Here is a 17646-nt window from a genome sequence, read left to right as displayed (position 1 = left end):
CGCTTTAATACCAAATGACACACTTAAAGTCAGGAGTAAAAATCCATGTTGAAAAAATTCGTACTTGGCAGCATCGCTGCAGTAGTTTTGGCTGCTTGCGGCGGAGAAGGCAGCAACTCGGCTTCTTCTGCTCTGGCACAATCCGGTGCGGCCTCCGGTTCACTGATTGAGCGTATCAACAACAAAGGTACCATCACTGTCGGAACGGAAGGTACTTACGCACCATTCACCTACCACGACAAAGACGGCAAATTGACCGGCTACGATGTCGAAGTAACCCGTGCAGTTGCCGACAAACTGGGCATCAAAGTTGAATTTAAAGAAACACAATGGGACTCCATGATGGCAGGTTTGAAAGCCGGCCGTTTTGACGTAGTCGCCAACCAAGTCGGCCTGACCAGCCCTGAGCGTCAAGCGACTTTTGACAAATCCGAGCCTTACAGCTGGAGCGGTGCCGTATTGGTTGCCCGCAAAGACAGCAACATCAAATCTATTGACGACATCAAAGGCGTGAAAACTGCACAATCCCTGACCAGCAACTATGGCGAAAAAGCCAAAGCTGCAGGCGCAGAACTCGTACCGGTAGATGGTTTGGCGCAATCTCTGACCCTGATTGAACAAAAACGTGCCGACGCAACCCTGAACGACGAATTGGCGGTATTGGATTACCTGAAGAAAAACCCAAATGCCGGCGTACAAATCGTTTGGTCTGCCCCTGCTGACGAAAAAGTCGGCTCCGGCTTAATTGTCAATAAAGGCAATGATGAAGCATTGGCCAAATTCAGCACAGCCATGACTGAACTGAAAGCCGACGGCACGCTGAAAAAACTGGGCGAACAATTCTTCGGAAAAGACATCAGTGTTAAATAATTTCCTTGCCTCTCTGCCGTTTATGACGGAAACACGCGCTGATATGCTCATCAGCGCGTTTTGGCCTATGGTCAAAGCCGGCTTCGCAGTATCTTTGCCTTTGGCGATCGCTTCTTTCGTTATCGGCATGATTATTGCCGTAGCCGTTGCTTTGGTGCGAATTATGCCCTCCGTCGGCATTTTCCAAAAATGCTTGCTGAAGCTGGTTGAATTTTATATTTCCATCATTCGCGGTACGCCGCTTTTGGTGCAGTTGGTCATCGTATTCTATGGTTTGCCTTCCGTCGGCATCTATATCGACCCGATTCCTGCCGCCATCATCGGCTTTTCGCTCAATGTCGGCGCATACGCTTCCGAAACCATACGCGCGGCAATTTTGTCCGTACCTAAAGGACAATGGGAAGCAGGTTTCTCCATCGGTATGACCTATATGCAGACTTTCCGCCGCATTGTCGCACCGCAGGCATTCCGCGTTGCCGTACCGCCTTTGAGCAACGAGTTTATCGGCTTGTTCAAAAACACCTCGCTTGCCGCCGTGGTAACGGTAACCGAGCTTTTCCGTGTTGCCCAAGAGACAGCAAACCGTACTTATGACTTTTTACCGGTCTATATCGAAGCCGCATTGGTTTATTGGTGTTTCTGCAAAGTGCTGTTTTTGATTCAGGCGCGTTTGGAAAAACGTTTCGACCGCTATGTCGCCAAATAAGGAGTTGTCATGATTAAAATCCGCAATATCCATAAGACCTTTGGCGAAAATACCATTTTGCGCGGCATCGATTTGGATGTCGGCAAAGGACAAGTGGTGGTTATCCTAGGCCCTTCCGGCTCAGGCAAAACCACGTTTTTACGCTGTTTAAATGCTTTGGAAATGCCAGAACAAGGTCAGATCGAGTTTGACAATGCGCAGCCGTTAAGCATCGATTTTTCCAAAAAACCAAGCAAACACGATATTTTGGCACTGCGCCGCAAGTCCGGCATGGTGTTCCAACAATACAACCTCTTTCCGCACAAAACTGCGTTGGAAAACGTTATGGAAGGGCCGGTTGCCGTACAAGGCAAGCCTGTCGCCAAAGCGCGTGAAGAGGCTGTCAAATTGCTTAAAAAAGTCGGTTTGGGCGATAAGATTGACCTCTACCCCTACCAGCTTTCCGGCGGTCAACAGCAGCGCGTCGGCATTGCCCGAGCATTGGCAATTCAGCCTGAATTGATGCTGTTTGACGAACCGACTTCCGCGCTTGACCCTGAATTGGTGCAAGATGTTTTGGATACCATGAAGGAGTTGGCACAAGAAGGCTGGACCATGGTTGTCGTTACGCATGAAATCAAATTTGCCTTGGAAGTGGCAACCACCGTCGTCGTGATGGATGGCGGCGTTATTGTCGAACAAGGCAGCCCGCAAGATTTGTTCAATCATCCCAAACATGAGCGGACACAAAAATTCCTGCGCCAAATCCGTGCAGACAATGCCGATCTTCAAATTTAATTGAAACGACAGACAATTTGAAAGCATTTCCGACCGTCATTTCATAAAGGCCGTCTGAATAAGTGAAATAGAAATAGTTGATTTCGTCTTCATACTTGTTCAGACGGCCTTTTATATATCTTTTCAGGTAAAATAACGCCTTTCGTTTTACTTATCCCCTTGCCTGCCATCATGATAGAAATTAAAAAACTCACCCTGCAACGCGGTTTGAAAGTCCTGCTCGATAAAGCCGATGCCGTAATCAACCCCGGTCAACGCGTTGGTTTAATCGGTAAAAACGGTACGGGAAAATCCAGCCTGTTTGCGCTGATAAAAGGTGAAATCACTCAAGATGGCGGCGAAATCCTTATTCCCAAAACATGGCGTCTGGCTTCCGTCTCTCAAGAAACGCCTGATTTAGATATTTCCGCTTTAGACTACGTTTTGCAAGGCGATGCCGAATTGCAGGCTTTTCAGACGGCCTTGGTCCAAGCAGAAGCACAAAACGACGGCATGAAGCAAGCCGAATATCACGCCAAACTTGAAGAAATCGATGCCTACACTGCTCCGGCACGCGCCGCCAAACTGCTTAATGGCTTGGGTTTCTCACAAGAAGAACATACCCGCCCCGTCAAATCCTTCTCCGGCGGCTGGCGCATGCGCCTCAACCTTGCCCAAGCGCTGATTTGTCGTGCTGATTTACTGCTTTTGGACGAACCGACCAACCACTTGGATTTAGAAACCGTGTTGTGGCTGGAAAACCATCTCGCTTCCCTACCCTGTACGCAAATCATCATCTCCCATGACCGCGACTTCTTGAATGCCACCACAACTCACACCATCGAACTGTCGCAACAAAAACTGACCCAATACGGCGGCAATTACGATTTCTACCAAGCCGAACGCGCCCAACGTCTGGCGCAACAACAAGCCGCTTACGTCAAACAGCAGACACAAATCAAACATCTGCAATCCTTTATCGACCGTTTTAAAGCCAAAGCCACAAAGGCCGTACAAGCTCAAAGCCGCATGAAGGCATTAGCCAAACTCGAGCGCATCGCTCCTGCGCATTTGGATAGCGAGTTTTCCTTTGAGTTTGCCAATCCGACCCACCTGCCCAATCCATTATTGAAACTCGACCATGCCGACTTAGGTTATGGCGACAATACCGTTTTGCACGATATCACCTTGTCTCTGGAAAGCGGGGCACGTTACGGCCTGCTGGGCGTTAACGGCAGCGGTAAATCTACATTTATCAAAGCATTGGCAGGAAAAATCGATTTACTTTCCGGCAGCATCGTCCGCTCCGAAAAGCTCAATATCGGCTATTTTGCCCAACATCAACTGGATACTTTGCGCGCCGACCAAAGTCCAGTTTGGCATATCCAACAGCTTTCACCCGAAGTCCGCGAACAGGAAATCCGCAACTTTTTAGGCGGTTTCAACTTTGTCGGCGATATGGCGGTTCAAAAGACCGAGCCGTTCTCCGGCGGGGAAAAAGCTCGGCTTACCCTTGCCATGATTATCTGGCAAAAACCTAATCTGCTGCTGCTTGACGAACCGACCAACCACCTAGACTTGGATATGCGCCACGCCCTGACACTTGCTCTGCAAAGTTTCCAAGGTGCATTGATTGTCGTTTCGCACGACCGCAGCCTGCTTGAAGCGACTACCGACAACTTCCTCCTTATCGACAAAGGCCGTCTGAACAACTTCGACGGCGATTTGAACGACTACCGTCAATGGCGATTGGCACAAGAAAACGCCGCAGCAACCCCCGCCGCTTCTGCTCAAAGCCAAAGCCGTAAGGATACCAAGCGTATCGAAGCACAAATCCGTCAGGAAAAAGCCAAACGTAGCAAACCGATTCAGCAGAAAATCGACAAAGCAGAAAAAGAAATCGCACGATTGACTGATATTCAGACGGCCTGTGAAGCATTTTTGGCACAAGAATCTGCTTATTCAGAAAAAAATAAACCCAAATTGCAAGAGACACTCGCACAATTAACAGAAACTAAAGTAAAATTAACGCAACTGGAAGAAAACTGGCTGCAATGGCAGGAAGAGCTTGAGCAAATCCAAGTTAATGTCGAAGCCGAGTTTTCCCAATAAAAATAGAGCCATCAGGCCGTCTGAAATAAAACACAATACGGAAAAACATGACTTCAACCATCAAACAAGCCGGATACTTCCTCGTATCCTCTTTCGTCTTGGGCATTTCTCTTCATGCAGCCGCCGCAGTTTATTCCTGCGGCAACGGCAGCTATACTTCCGAACCCAAATCCTCCTGCGCACAGGCCGAATTGCCTAAAATCAGCGGCCATCAAGGCAGCGGTTACCATCTCAACATCCGCAGCCTCAATGCCTCTGATGAACGCACAAGTGCAAAGCCTAAGAAAAAGGCACACGCGGGAAAATCCGATAAACAAGAGAAAAAAGCTGACAAACCGAGCAAAAACAAAAACAGTGCAAAAGCTAAAAAACAGCAGCCCATGCCGTCTGAACAAGAATAAAATGCTCAACTGCAACGAATCAGCCCTACCTGAATCATGAAAAAATATCTGCTTACCCTATCCCTGCTGCCGCTTGCTGTTTTCAACAGCCAAGCCCACGCTGCAAAAATCTACACCTGTGAAGTCAACGGCTCGATTGTCTATACCTCGCGCCCAAGCGGCAACTGCCAGGCCGTCAACGATTTGCCGATTGTCGGCAAATACAGCAGCAGCCGATACGATGCCCCGGTCAGCGATGCGCCTACACTCAACGCGCCGACATCACAAACGGCTCCGGCAAAAAGTAAAAATACAGCGGCAAAATCCAACCATAAGGCAACGCCCAAACCTGCCCCTGTCCGTACCGCTTCTGAAACAGCTCCTCCTCCGGTTCCCAAATCCTCCGGCGTCAACAGCCGCCGCTCTATTTTGGAAACCGAGTTATCCAATGAACGCGCGGCTTTGGCCGATGCCAAAAAGCAACTGAGCCAAGCACGGACAGCCAAAGGCGGCAGCGTCAATCAACAGGCCATCAGTACGCTGCAAGGTGCGGTTTTGGATAGGGAGAAAAACATTCAAGCCCTCCAGCGCGAACTGGGCAGAATGTAAGTCCAAATCAACCAAAACATCAGGCCGTCTGAACAGGTGGAAACGAAATCCAAAATTTTCGCAACACCAAACAGACGGCCTGAATCCTATAATGATTACGCCCGTTTCAATTTCTTGTGCCTAGTAAATACGGTATAATTTGCCCTTTACGCACATTACCTCCGGTCTTTTCAGACGGCCTTTATCTCATGACTGCAAAATCTTCTAAAACCCAAACAAAAAAACGCGTCTCTACCAAACCGGCAGCCAAACCGACCACACGCAAATCCACCAAAGCACAAACTCAAGCCGACAATAAAGTCTCCCAACGCCTGAAAGCCGCCAAAGAGCTGCAAAGAAACGAAGAAAAAAAAGCGCGCCCCGAGCATGTCGTCAACTTGATTAATGATGCTTTATGGCTGTTTGGCTTGGTTATCACCATTTATCTAGCCATTTCCCTGGCCAGCTTCAGCATGGACGACCCCGCATGGTCGCGCAGCGTTCCCAAAAGCCATGATGTCGCCAACCTCGGCGGCCTCTTTGGCTCCTATCTTTCCGATGTCGGATATTATCTGTTCGGCTTATCATTTTGGTGGTGGATAGCCGCCTCTTGCGTTTTCCTCTACAAAAATTTCCGCCCCATGAAAAAGCAGGAAAACCACAAGCCCTACAATCATGGCGTAGCCGCTTTGGCATTGTTTCTCCTGCTGGTGTGCAGCCCGATTATCGAACATTTCCTGTTTGACAACGCATTAAGCGAATCCCTTCCCGTCGGCGCCGGCGGCTTGGTCGGCTTATTGGCCGGCTCAGGCCTGGCTTGGCTGTTGGGCAAATCAGGCAGCCTGTTGATTATGCTGGTGATGTTGCTGTTGTCCATTTCCCTGTTGGCTCAGGTGTCATGGTTGGAAGTCATGGCCAAATCCGGCAGCCATATGGGCGGCCTGTTTGGCAGCCTGATGAAAAAACTGTCTCAATTCCAAAATAAAAAAGAAGATGTCTGCTCCGAAGCTTTGGAAACCCAGAATACGCGCCGCATGGTTAAAGAAGCCAAAACCATTACCGCTACTCCGGTTGCTCCGTTGGCAGGCAGCAGCAGCAACCGTAAAACCGTTGCCGTATCCGTTGCGCCGCCCCCTAAAATCCAAACTTCCCTGTTTGACGATACAGAACCTAAAAACAACGGCGAATACCACAAACCCAACATGAACCTGTTGCGTATGCCGTCTGAAGAACCGGTTGCCGTCAATCCAGATGAATTACAACAGACCGCAGAATTAATCGAGGCCAAGCTGGCTGAATTTGGCATCGGCGTACAGGTTGTTTCCGCCACTTCCGGTCCCGTGATTACCCGCTACGAAATCGAACCGGCACAAGGTGTCAAAGGCAGCCAAATTGTCGCGTTGTCCAAAGATTTGGCGCGCTCGATGTCCCTGCAAGCCGTACGCATTGTTGAGACCATTGCCGGTAAAAACACCATGGGCATTGAATTACCCAATGAGAAACGCCAAGACGTGATGTTGAGCGAAATCCTCTCTTCTCCCGTGTTTACCGACGCCCAGTCCAAACTGACCGTTGCTTTGGGTAAAGATATTGCAGGTACGCCTGTGGTTGGCGACTTGGCAAAAATGCCGCATCTTTTGGTTGCAGGTATGACCGGATCGGGTAAATCCGTCGGTGTGAACGGCATGATTATGTCCATGCTCTTCAAAGCCACGCCCGACGAAGTCCGCTTCATCATGATTGACCCGAAAATGCTGGAATTGAGCATTTATGACGGCATTCCGCACCTGCTATGCCCGGTTGTGACCGATATGCGCGAGGCAGGACAAGCGTTGAACTGGTGTGTTGCCGAAATGGAAAAACGTTATCGCCTGCTTTCCCATGCCGGTGTGCGTAATTTGGACGGTTTCAACCAAAAAGTCGAACAAGCCAAAGCAGCTGGCAAACCATTACTCAATCCGTTCAGCTTAAATCCTGATGATCCCGAGCCTCTGGAAAAACTGCCGTTGATTGTGGTCGTTATTGATGAGTTGGCTGACTTGATGATGACCGAACGCAAATCCGTTGAGCAGCAAATCGCACGCCTTGCCCAAAAAGCACGTGCTTCAGGCATTCACATGATTGTCGCCACCCAGCGTCCGAGTGTCGATGTGGTTACCGGCCTGATTAAAGCCAACATTCCAACACGAATGGCCTTTACCGTACAAAGCAAAATCGATAGCCGCACCATTCTTGACCAAATGGGTGCAGACGAATTGCTCAAATACGGCGACTCATTATTCCTGCAACCGGGCAGCGCGGAACCGACACGCCTGCAAGGTGCCTTTGTTTCCGATGATGAAGTGCATCAAGTCGTCAATTTCGTCAAAGAACAGGCTCCGACCAATTATGTGGAAGGCCTGCTCAGTGGCGAAGCAGCCATCGAAACCACCAATATTGTTAATCCGAACGCAAACAGCGATGAGTTATTTGATCAAGCCGTCGCCTTCGTATTGGAAAGCCGGAAAACTTCCATTTCCGCACTCCAACGCCAATTACGCATCGGCTACAACCGAGCCGCCAATTTGGTAGATGCGCTTGAAAATGCCGGTGTTCTTTCTCCGGCAGACATCAACGGCAGCCGACGGATTCTGGCTCAAAAAGACCAGCTGTAAAAAACAACAATATCGAAACGCAAAAGCCGTCTGAAAAGAATTTCCTACTTTTCAGACGGCCTTTTTATGTTATTCGTGAAACATTGTGTTATACTAAGCAGCTAAATTTTGACCTTATGCACGCTTCCGAAATTCTTCGGAATACTGAGCAGAAGGATAACCGTTTAAACACAACAAATTTAAGGGCTTACGATGAGCGTAACTGTTGAAACTTTAGAAAATCTGGAACGCAAAGTAGTATTGTCTCTGCCTTGGTCCAAAATCAACGCAGAAACTGAGAAAAAACTGAAACAAACCCAACGCCGCGCAAAAATTGACGGCTTCCGTCCGGGTAAAGCACCGTTCAAAATGATTGCCCAAATGTACGGCGCAAGCGCACAAAACGACGTTATCAACGAATTAGTACAACGCGAATTCTACGAAGTTGCCGTTGCTCAAGAATTGAAAGTTGCCGGTTACCCACGCTTTGAAGGCGTTGAAGAACAAGACGATCAAGAGTCTTTCAAAGTTGCCGCTATTTTTGAAGTTTTCCCTGAAGTAACTATTGGTGACCTGTCTGCCCAAGAAGTAGAAAAAGTTACTGCGACTGTTGGCGATGCCGAAGTTGACCAAACTGTAGAAATCCTGCGCAAACAACGTACCCGCTTCAACCATGTTGACCGCGAAGCCCAAAACGGCGACCGCGTCATCATCGACTTTGAAGGCAAAATCGACGGCGAACCTTTCGCTGGCGGCGCGTCTAAAAACTACGCTTTCGTATTGGGTGCAGGTCAAATGCTGCCTGAATTCGAGGCCGGTGTTGTCGGCATGAAAGCCGGCGAAAGCAAAGATGTTACCGTAAACTTCCCTGAGGACTACCATGGTAAAGATGTTGCCGGTAAATCTGCCGTATTCACCATCACGTTGAACAATGTTTCTGAAGCTACTTTGCCTGAAGTTGACGCTGACTTTGCTAAAGCTCTGGGTATTGAAGACGGCGACGTTGCCAAAATGCGCGAAGAAGTGAAGAAAAACGTTGGCCGCGAAGTTGAGCGCCGCATCGGTGAACAAACCAAAGAATCTGTAATGAACGCCCTGCTCAAAGCAGCTGATTTGCAAGTTCCTGTTACTTTGGTCAACGAAGAAGCCGCCCGCTTGGCAAACGAAATGAAACAAAACTTTGTTAACCAAGGCATGGCTGACGCTGCCAACTTGGATCTGCCTTTGGATATGTTCAAAGAACAAGCAGAACGCCGCGTTTCTTTGGGTCTGATTTTGGCTAAATTGGTTGAAGAAAACAAACTTGAGCCAACTGAAGACCAAATCAAAGCCGTTGTTGCCAACTTCGCTGAAAGCTACGAAGATCCTCAAGAAGTTATCGACTGGTACTACGCAGAGCCTTCCCGCCTGCAAGGTCCGACTTCTTTGGCAGTAGAAAGCAACGTTGTTGATTTCGTTCTGAGCAAAGCTAAAGTAACTGAAAAAGCGCTGTCTTTTGACGAAGTAATGGGCGCACAAGCTTAATTGCTCTAAGGCCGTCTGAAACAGACAATCAAAAGCACCGAAGCGCTTTAAATGGCTTTGGTGCTTTTCCATCATTAACAGGAGACAAAAATGTCCTTCGATTTCAATAATTACCTTGTCCCTACCGTTATCGAACAAAGCGGTCGCGGCGAGCGCGCATTTGACATCTACTCACGCCTTTTGAAAGAGCGCATCGTTTTCTTGATCGGCCCGGTGACAGACGAATCTGCCAACTTGGTTGTTGCGCAATTACTGTTCTTGGAAAGTGAAAACCCTGATAAAGATATCTTCTTCTATATCAACTCTCCGGGCGGTTCGGTTACTGCCGGTATGTCGATTTACGACACCATGAACTTCATCAAGCCTCATGTTTCTACCTTATGCTTGGGTCAAGCGGCAAGCATGGGCGCATTCTTGTTGTCCGCAGGCGAAAAAGGCAAACGCTTTGCCCTGCCAAACAGCCGCATCATGATTCACCAACCGCTCATCAACGGCGGCTTAGCCGGTCAGGCTTCCGATATTGAAATTCACGCTAAAGAGCTGCTGAAAATCAAAGAGAAACTGAACCGCTTACTCGCCAAACATTGTGATCGCGATTTGGCCGACTTGGAACGCGATACCGACCGCGACAATTATATGTCTGCCGATGAAGCTAAAGAATATGGTTTGATTGACCAAGTTTTGGAAAACCGCGCCTCTCTGCAAGCCTAATCTTTATCGGTTTTAAATTAAAAGGCCGTCTGAAAAATATATATTCAGACGGCCTTTCCTTCAATCTTACTTCGTGTTTTCTTTGTTATTCACTTGAACCGGATACAGCAAAATCAAAGGATTGGCTTTCACTTGACTCCAGAAGCTCTTCAGCAGATTACGCATACTGCCCAAACGCGTGCCGCGTGAACGAAGCGCAACGGCCAAAGCCAAAGAAAAGCTGACCACTAGATTCACCATGCCGATTGCCAATACGCTTGCCAAGCCAAGTATAAACGTAAATACATCTGCATGGCCGCTGATCGCGGCATAACCCAAATTTGCCGAAGAAAACGCCACATGGCGAATATCCAGCGGCAAGCCGAAAAGATGGCCGAAATAGCCGGTCATCCCCAAAAGCATACCGAAAATAAAATTGCCCATAAGCGAGCCGTAATGCTTATGAATATAAGCGGCCAAACGGCGGCGTGGCTGCGGACGCATGATTTTTCGTAAAAACGGATTAAATGGCAGACGCTGACGCAGGTTCAGATAATCGGAACGGTTGTCAAAAAAGCCTGCAATAATCCCCGAGCAAAACAACCATACTCCGGCAATAGCAGCATACCACAAGGTCGGCTGAGTAAAAATCTCAATAGATTTAAGCTGGTAGGCTGTAATCGCCTCATTCAACAAGGGCTGTCCATGCGTGTAGGCATAACCCCAAGCGATCCCCGCCGCCAACAATACGGCAATTGATACATTGCCAAACACGGCAACACTTTGCGAACGGCACACGTCAATCAGCAGTTTTGCCAATTTGTTGTCCACCGCTTTGCTGCCTTCATTTGAGTCCACCTGCTCGGCAAAACTCGCCGCCGTCATGGCAGGCTGCTTGGTCGCAACGGTGCAGTGCAGCATATGAATCAACATAAAGCCTAAGCCGTAGTTAAGTCCGGCAAGGAATGAAGTAGTAAACTCGCCGAATCCCAAAGACGCAATATGGATTTTATTCAATGCCATCAGAGCAATAATTACGCCGCCGCCTGCTGCGGAATAAAACATTTTGAAATATTCACTACGGTTGCGCGTGATGTAATGCTCACCATGATGGCTTTTGTTTTCCGTAATACTGCGTGCCAGCATTCGGATACTGCTTTTACGCAAGTGGCTGGTGCTGTATTGCTCTACCGCCGCGTAAATCATCGCATTCATCAGATTGATGGTTAAGCGGGTACGGCTGCCGGTTTCGATTTGAATATTGGTCAACAGTTTCAGACGGCCTATGGTTTGTTGCAGGCGCTCCAGCAAGTGTGCCACTTTCACTGATGAGCCAGACCCTGCTCCTGTACCACGACGACGCAGATACTCAATTTGCTTGTCGCACTGGTCAAACATAACCTCCAAATGCGCCGTGTCGTAAGTTTCTTCACTGTGGCGATAGTGTTCAACCAATTTTGCAATTTCACGTTGTAAGGCAACAAATGCCGAATCCGCCTCCAACAAACGGGGGGCGATCCGTATTAAATCCGGCTCAATCGCTTCGGAAGCAATCCAAATAGACAGCATCTCCACTGCACGCAAACGAGCATCTGCCAACTGTCGGCTGGCCGTCTGAAGCAAAGCAGGATCGGCTTTACCCTGCAACAACTCATACATACTCAACCATTGGCGCAAACTCAGGGTTTGCAACCATTTATCATCGTTTTTCGAATGAAAAAGATATAAAAATACTTCGCGCAGATTGGAAAAATCTTTATAAGACGGGCTGAAACGTTCGTAAATCCGTATGCCCATCTCCCGAGTAAAACTATGGCGCGAGAAAATACCCAGCTTAATCAGCGCAGGATAGATGTGAACTTTAGACAGCCAGGCATAGAAGCGCAGGCTGAATTGACGGCATAAAGCATCGTCTTGTTTTAAAGTAGATAAAATCAAATCGAAACGTTCGGAAGCCTGTTTTTTGCCTCCTCGGCGCAAAAATTTGATTAATGCATTGAGAATAAGAACAAAGTCGGTATCATTTAAGTGCTCCGACAAAATAATGTGAAGATTTTGATTAGTCAGTTTTTGCATTGTAGTATTATTACACAAAATGAGATATTTAGCAAGAACCTTGGCAAACAGGTCGGATTATATCTCATTCTTTATCAACCCATGGCACAAGATTTTCAATTAATATTCTCTAAAATTCAATGAATAACTAAATTACATAATAAATATATGATATGAATCAATAATCAAGAAAGGCCGTCTGAATTCTTTCAGACGGCCTTTTGCAACAACATACTACATTGTTTTAAACTTATGCAAACAAAAGCTTACCACCCTCTTCTTTAACATGGATTGTGCTATCGGGCGCATATTTGCCTTCAAGCAAGGCTTTTGCCAGCGTATTTTCGATTTCTGACTGGATGGCGCGTTTGAGGGGACGAGCACCATACACAGGATCGAAACCGGCTTTAGCAATCAGATCCAAGGCAGCATCATCGACTTTCAGATGCAGATGTTGTGCTTCCAAACGTTTTTCCAAACCTTTAAGCTGGATTTTCGCAATGCTGCGGATATTGGCCTGATCCAAACCGTGGAACACGACGACTTCGTCAATACGGTTGATCATTTCAGGACGGAAATGTTCTTTCACATCCTCCATCACGACTTCTTTTACTGCTTCGTAGTCCTGAGTACCCATTTGTTGGATATGTTGGCTACCGATGTTGGAAGTCATGACGATAACAGTATTTTTAAAGTCCACAGTGCGACCTTGTCCGTCGGTCAAACGGCCGTCATCCAAAACTTGCAACAGGATGTTGAACACGTCGGGATGGGCTTTTTCCACCTCGTCCAAAAGAATCACGCTGTACGGTTTGCGGCGGACTTGTTCGGTCAGGTAACCGCCCTCTTCGTAGCCAACATAGCCGGGAGGTGCACCGATTAAGCGGGCAACAGCATGTTTTTCCATGTATTCGGACATATCGATACGAATCAGATGATCTTCGCTGTCAAACAGGAAACCTGCCAATGCCTTACACAATTCGGTCTTACCCACACCGGTCGGGCCTAGGAACAGGAAGCTGCCGTAAGGTTTGTTTGGATCGGCAAGGCCGGAACGGCTGCGGCGGATGGCGTCGGATACAGCACGCACGGCTTCATCTTGGCCGACCACACGGCGGTGCAATACTTCTTCCATTTTCAACAGCTTGTCGCGTTCGCCTTCCATCATTTTGGACACAGGGATGCCGGTCATGCGCGATACGATTTCGGCCACTTCGTCCGCACCAACTTCGGTACGGAAGAGTTTGTTTTGTTTTTTGCCGTCGGGGTTACTTTCCGCAGCTTGCAACTGTGCGCCCAATTTCGGCAACTCGCCGTATTCGAGTTCAGACGCGCGGGCAAAGTCGCCTTGGCGTTTGGCCTGCTCGATTTTGACTTTGATGTCGTCCATCTGTTTCTTGATGTCGGCAGTGCTGGAAGAGGCGGCTTTCTCGGCTTTCCAGATTTCGTCCAAATCGGCGTATTCTTTTTGCAAGCCGTCGATTTCCTCGTCTATCAGTTCCAAACGTTTTTTGCTGGCGTCATCGCTTTCTTTGGCAACGTGCATTTTTTCCATTTTGAGCTGGATGATGCGGCGGTCGAGTTTGTCCATCTGCTCGGGTTTACTGTCCAGCTCCATTTTGATGCGGCTGGCAGCTTCGTCAATCAAATCAATTGCTTTATCAGGCAGGAAGCGGTCGGTAATGTAACGGTCGCTCAACTCCGCTGCGGCAACGATAGCAGGGTCGGTAATATCGATACCGTGGTGGATTTCATAACGCTCTTGCAAACCGCGCAAAATAGCGATGGTATCTTCCACACTTGGCTCGCCAACCAATACTTTTTGGAAGCGGCGTTCGAGTGCCGCATCTTTCTCGATGTACTGACGGTATTCATCCAAAGTAGTCGCACCGATACAGTGCAATTCGCCACGCGCCAAAGCCGGTTTCAACATATTGCCCGCATCCATTGCGCCGTCGGTTTTGCCTGCACCAACCAAAGTATGGATTTCATCAATGAAAATCAGAGTGTTACCATCGTCTTTAGCCAAGTCGTTCAACACACCTTTCAAGCGTTCTTCAAATTCGCCACGGTATTTCGCGCCGGCAATCAAAGCCGCCAAATCCAAAACCAAAAGGCGTTTGTTACGTAGGGATTCAGGCACTTCGCCGTTAACAATACGTTGCGCCAAACCTTCAACAATAGCGGTTTTACCCACACCAGGCTCACCAATCAGCACAGGGTTGTTTTTGGTACGGCGTTGCAATACCTGAATTGCACGACGGATTTCATCATCGCGACCGATAACAGGATCAAGCTTGCCGTCTCGGGCGCGTTGAGTCAGGTCAAGTGTGTATTTTTTCAAAGCATCGCGTTGGTCTTCAGCATTCGCATCATTCACGTTTTGTCCTCCTCGTACCGCATCGATCGCGGCATTGATATTTTGTTCGGTCGCACCAGCTTCTTTCAGGATTTTGCCGGTCGCATCATTTTGCTGAACCAAAGCCAGCAGGAAAAGTTCGCTGGCGATATAGGCATCGCCACGTTTGGTCGCAGCCTTGTCCATCAAGTTCAATACAGCTTGCAGCTCACGGCTAGGCATAATGTCGCCACCTTGACCGGATACTTTTGGCAAGCTGCTCAAATGTTGCTGCAAACGTTGTTTTACTTGAGGCACATTCACACCTGCATGAGCCAGTAACGCAGCAGCACCACTGTTTTGATCGTCAAGCAACGCTTTTAAGATAAAGCCTGCCTCAAGGTAGCTGCTGTCCGCAGTCAAAGCCAGACTTTGACCTTCTTGCAGAGCTTGCTGAAATTTGGCAGTCAATTTATCAAATCTCATTTTAAGTTCCTCTTCAAATATATTCTGTTAGAGCCTATATAAGCGCAAATGTGGATAACTCAAGAGCCATTTACTCATTAATCAATAATTTTTTACTATCTTATTGTTTTATAGTGTTTTATTTTTTAAATTTTATGTGTATAACTTTTATTATCCAGTTACCCTCTACTCAAAAGGCCGTCTGAAAAATCAAGAATAATCAGGTATAATCGGCACCATATTTATTTTCAGACGGCCTTTATGCCGAAGGATACTTTCATGAGCAAAAAACGAGTTTTAACAGGCGTTACCACAACAGGCATTCCGCACTTGGGCAACTACGTCGGCGCCATCCGCCCGGCTATCCGTGCTGCGCAGGATGCCAATACCGAATCATTCCTCTTTTTGGCTGACTATCATGGCATCATCAAATGTCATGAGCCGGAAATGATTCATCAATCTACTCAAGCTGTTGCCGCCACATGGCTCGCCTGCGGACTCAATCCGGAACTGACCACTTTCTACCGTCAAAGCGATATTCCCGAAGTGATGGAGTTGAACTGGGTTCTGACCTGTATCACTGCAAAAGGTCTGATGAACCGCGCCCACGCTTATAAAGCTGCAGTACAGGCAAATACCGAAAACGGTCAGGAAGATCCAGATCACGGCGTGGAAATGGGCCTGTACAGCTACCCTATCCTCATGACTGCCGACATCCTTATGTTCAATGCCCATGAAGTTCCAGTCGGTCGCGACCAAATCCAACACGTTGAAATGGCACGCGATATTGCCGGTCGCTTCAATCACCGCTTCCAAGAACTCTTCACCTTGCCTGAAGTAAAAATTGACGAAAATGTCGAACTCTTGGTCGGCTTGGACGGACGAAAAATGTCCAAATCCTACGGCAATACTATTCCGCTTTGGGAAAACGACAAGAAAACCCAAAAATCGGTCAACAAAATCATCACCAATATGAAAGAACCCGGCGAGCCGAAACAGCCTGATGAAAGTCCTCTGTTTGAAATCTACAAAGCCTTCTCCACGCCGTTTGAAACTGCCGAGTTCACGCAAATGCTGGCCGAAGGCCTTGCTTGGGGTGAGGCTAAGAAACTCTTGGGTGCAAAAATCAATGCCGAGCTCGCAGAGTCGCGTGAGCGTTACAATGAGTTGACAGCCAAACCCTCTCAAATTGAAGACATTTTGCAAGCCGGCGCACAAAAAGCACGTAAAGAAGCACGCGAATTGTTGGATAAAGTACGCGATGCGGTAGGTATTCGTCCGTTGAAATAATAATAAGGCCGTCTGAAAATTTCAGACGGCCATAATATCGTTTATCATTTGAAATATAATCATTTTCTAGGGTTTCTCATATGAAAAAAACCTTCCCCCTTATCTTGCTCAGCCTTTCATTGGCTGCCTGCGGCGGTAAATCTGAAGATACTGCAGCCAATGATATTACTTCAGGCAAAGCACCCAAACCTACCTTCAAAGTTAAATATATCGATGAACAAGCCATAGCCGGTTTGGATTTAGGTACAGCTCAAGAAGGCGAAACCAAAGAAGGTAAAAAACAACGTACCTATCCGATTAACGGCATAGAGGGTGGCGTCATCAATCTGATTGGCAAGCACCCTACCGACTTAGAAGTCATCAGCGGCCAATGCATGGAAAAAAATGAAAAAGGCGTTTCAGCCGGCTGGTCAGCCAACGGAGTCTGCCACACAGCCTTTGCAAAAATGGTGGACAATATTGCCCAAGACGGCGGCAAACTGACCGACTATCTGATTTCACACGCTGCTTTGCAGCCTTATACCGAAGGCAAAAGCGGTTATGCCGCCGTACAAAACGGCCGCTATATTTTAGAAATTGACAGCGAAGGCATGTTCTATTTCCGTCGCCGTCATTACTAAACTTCTAACCATCCTATTTTCCCCTGACACGAGGACTGAATCATGGCTCAAGTTACTTTCCAAGGCTCACCTATTTCTACAAACGGCAATTTGCCTGCCATCGGCCAAGTTGCACCTGATTTCACATTGGTAGCAGCAGACCTATCTGAGAAATCATTGGCTGACTATGCAGGCAAACGCAAAGTGCTGAATATTTTCCCTAGCATTGACACAGGTGTATGCGCCCAGTCCGTCCGCACTTTCAACAAACGTGCCTCTTCGTTAGAAAATACCGTCGTCTTGTGCATTTCTGCCGATTTACCGTTTGCACAAGCCCGTTTCTGCGGTGCAGAAGGTTTAGAAAATGTAGTGACACTTTCCACATTCCGCAGCAGCTTTTCTAACGATTACGGAGTAACACTGACAGAAAGCCCATTACGCGGCCTGACTGCCCGCGCAGTGGTGGTTTTAAATGATCAAAACCAAGTTCTCCACGCTGAGTTGGTTTCTGAAATTGCGAACGAGCCTGACTACGAAGCAGCTTTAGCTGTTTTGTAATTGACTCAATAAAATCAGGTCGTCTGAAAATTTTCAGACGGCCTTTAGCTTATCTTCAAAATAAAAACGGTAGCTTAAAAGC

General features: G+C 47.8%; 14 protein-coding genes. 12 read left to right on the top strand and 2 right to left on the bottom strand.

Annotated features, from left to right (window positions below; genetic code table 11):
• Nucleotides 1–45 precede the first annotated feature (45 nt).
• The 9 genes from HMPREF2865_RS10755 to clpP all read left to right on the top strand — a co-directional run bounded on the left by HMPREF2865_RS10755 (nucleotide 46) and on the right by clpP (nucleotide 10280).
• The gene (locus HMPREF2865_RS10755) at nucleotides 46–870 is read left to right on the top strand and encodes an amino acid ABC transporter substrate-binding protein (protein WP_070647128.1); all 825 of its coding nucleotides are present in this window, start codon (nucleotides 46–48) and stop codon (nucleotides 868–870) included.
• Nucleotides 860–1576, top strand: a complete 717-nt coding sequence (locus tag HMPREF2865_RS10750) for an amino acid ABC transporter permease (RefSeq protein WP_083309601.1) — start codon at nucleotides 860–862, stop codon at nucleotides 1574–1576. The genes HMPREF2865_RS10755 and HMPREF2865_RS10750 overlap by 11 nt, the downstream gene beginning before the upstream one ends.
• Nucleotides 1577–1585: 9 nt before the next feature.
• Nucleotides 1586–2353 (top strand): amino acid ABC transporter ATP-binding protein, encoded by a 768-nt coding sequence (locus tag HMPREF2865_RS10745; protein WP_004520600.1) that lies wholly within the window; start codon nucleotides 1586–1588, stop codon nucleotides 2351–2353.
• Between the two features lie 171 nt (nucleotides 2354–2524).
• Nucleotides 2525–4444, top strand: a complete 1920-nt coding sequence (locus HMPREF2865_RS10740; RefSeq protein WP_070647126.1) for an ATP-binding cassette domain-containing protein — start codon at nucleotides 2525–2527, stop codon at nucleotides 4442–4444.
• Between the two features lie 47 nt (nucleotides 4445–4491).
• Nucleotides 4492–4845, top strand: a complete 354-nt coding sequence (locus HMPREF2865_RS10735) for a nucleolar protein (protein WP_070647125.1) — start codon at nucleotides 4492–4494, stop codon at nucleotides 4843–4845.
• A gap of 36 nt (nucleotides 4846–4881) precedes the next feature.
• Nucleotides 4882–5433: a hypothetical protein gene (locus tag HMPREF2865_RS10730; RefSeq protein ID WP_036490789.1), complete on the top strand. Its 552-nt coding sequence runs from the start codon at nucleotides 4882–4884 to the stop codon at nucleotides 5431–5433.
• 188 nt (nucleotides 5434–5621) lie between these two features.
• A complete protein-coding gene (locus HMPREF2865_RS10725) occupies nucleotides 5622–8066 on the top strand; it encodes a DNA translocase FtsK (protein WP_070647123.1) in 2445 nt (814 codons plus the stop codon).
• A 192-nt stretch (nucleotides 8067–8258) separates the two neighbouring features.
• Nucleotides 8259–9569 (top strand): trigger factor, encoded by a 1311-nt coding sequence (tig, locus tag HMPREF2865_RS10720; protein WP_070647121.1) that lies wholly within the window; start codon nucleotides 8259–8261, stop codon nucleotides 9567–9569.
• Between the two features lie 90 nt (nucleotides 9570–9659).
• Nucleotides 9660–10280 (top strand): ATP-dependent Clp endopeptidase proteolytic subunit ClpP, encoded by a 621-nt coding sequence (gene clpP, locus HMPREF2865_RS10715; protein WP_070460720.1) that lies wholly within the window; start codon nucleotides 9660–9662, stop codon nucleotides 10278–10280.
• Nucleotides 10281–10346: 66 nt separating this feature from the next.
• On the opposite strand, the gene HMPREF2865_RS10710 is transcribed toward clpP, so the two are convergent.
• The gene (locus HMPREF2865_RS10710; RefSeq protein WP_070647119.1) at nucleotides 10347–12335 is read right to left on the bottom strand and encodes a site-specific recombinase; all 1989 of its coding nucleotides are present in this window, start codon (nucleotides 12333–12335) and stop codon (nucleotides 10347–10349) included.
• A gap of 229 nt (nucleotides 12336–12564) precedes the next feature.
• Complete coding sequence (gene clpB / locus HMPREF2865_RS10705) at nucleotides 12565–15138, bottom strand: ATP-dependent chaperone ClpB (protein WP_070647117.1); 2574 nt, start codon at nucleotides 15136–15138, stop codon at nucleotides 12565–12567.
• Nucleotides 15139–15396: 258 nt separating this feature from the next.
• On the opposite strand from clpB, the gene trpS reads away from it, so the two are divergent.
• The 3 genes from trpS to tpx all read left to right on the top strand — a co-directional run bounded on the left by trpS (nucleotide 15397) and on the right by tpx (nucleotide 17564).
• Complete coding sequence (gene trpS / locus HMPREF2865_RS10700) at nucleotides 15397–16407, top strand: tryptophan--tRNA ligase (RefSeq protein WP_070647115.1); 1011 nt, start codon at nucleotides 15397–15399, stop codon at nucleotides 16405–16407.
• A gap of 80 nt (nucleotides 16408–16487) precedes the next feature.
• Complete coding sequence (locus HMPREF2865_RS10695; protein WP_070647113.1) at nucleotides 16488–17027, top strand: hypothetical protein; 540 nt, start codon at nucleotides 16488–16490, stop codon at nucleotides 17025–17027.
• 42 nt (nucleotides 17028–17069) lie between these two features.
• Nucleotides 17070–17564 carry a thiol peroxidase gene (gene tpx, locus HMPREF2865_RS10690; RefSeq protein ID WP_070647111.1) on the top strand — a complete coding sequence of 165 codons (495 nt, stop codon included), beginning with the start codon at nucleotides 17070–17072 and terminating at the stop codon, nucleotides 17562–17564.
• The last annotated feature ends 82 nt before the right edge of the window (nucleotides 17565–17646 follow it).

It is taken from the genome of Neisseria sp. HMSC073G10, from assembly GCF_001812605.1.
Lineage (GTDB): Bacteria > Pseudomonadota > Gammaproteobacteria > Burkholderiales > Neisseriaceae > Neisseria > Neisseria subflava_A.
This window is presented reverse-complemented; position numbering and strand designations above follow the sequence as displayed.

Bases quoted from the DNA above. Each gene is read 5' to 3' on its own strand.
- HMPREF2865_RS10745 (WP_004520600.1), top strand. From the start codon at position 1,586: ATGATTAAAATCCGCAATATCCATAAGACCTTTGGCGAAAATACCATT.
- HMPREF2865_RS10730 (WP_036490789.1), top strand. From the start codon at position 4,882: ATGAAAAAATATCTGCTTACCCTATCCCTGCTGCCGCTTGCTGTTTTC.
- tpx (WP_070647111.1), top strand. From the start codon at position 17,070: ATGGCTCAAGTTACTTTCCAAGGCTCACCTATTTCTACAAACGGCAAT.
- tig (WP_070647121.1), top strand. From the start codon at position 8,259: ATGAGCGTAACTGTTGAAACTTTAGAAAATCTGGAACGCAAAGTAGTA.
- HMPREF2865_RS10710 (WP_070647119.1), bottom strand. From the start codon at position 12,335: ATGCAAAAACTGACTAATCAAAATCTTCACATTATTTTGTCGGAGCAC.
- HMPREF2865_RS10725 (WP_070647123.1), top strand. From the start codon at position 5,622: ATGACTGCAAAATCTTCTAAAACCCAAACAAAAAAACGCGTCTCTACC.
- HMPREF2865_RS10740 (WP_070647126.1), top strand. From the start codon at position 2,525: ATGATAGAAATTAAAAAACTCACCCTGCAACGCGGTTTGAAAGTCCTG.
- clpB (WP_070647117.1), bottom strand. From the start codon at position 15,138: ATGAGATTTGATAAATTGACTGCCAAATTTCAGCAAGCTCTGCAAGAA.
- HMPREF2865_RS10735 (WP_070647125.1), top strand. From the start codon at position 4,492: ATGACTTCAACCATCAAACAAGCCGGATACTTCCTCGTATCCTCTTTC.
- HMPREF2865_RS10695 (WP_070647113.1), top strand. From the start codon at position 16,488: ATGAAAAAAACCTTCCCCCTTATCTTGCTCAGCCTTTCATTGGCTGCC.
- HMPREF2865_RS10755 (WP_070647128.1), top strand. From the start codon at position 46: ATGTTGAAAAAATTCGTACTTGGCAGCATCGCTGCAGTAGTTTTGGCT.
- clpP (WP_070460720.1), top strand. From the start codon at position 9,660: ATGTCCTTCGATTTCAATAATTACCTTGTCCCTACCGTTATCGAACAA.
- trpS (WP_070647115.1), top strand. From the start codon at position 15,397: ATGAGCAAAAAACGAGTTTTAACAGGCGTTACCACAACAGGCATTCCG.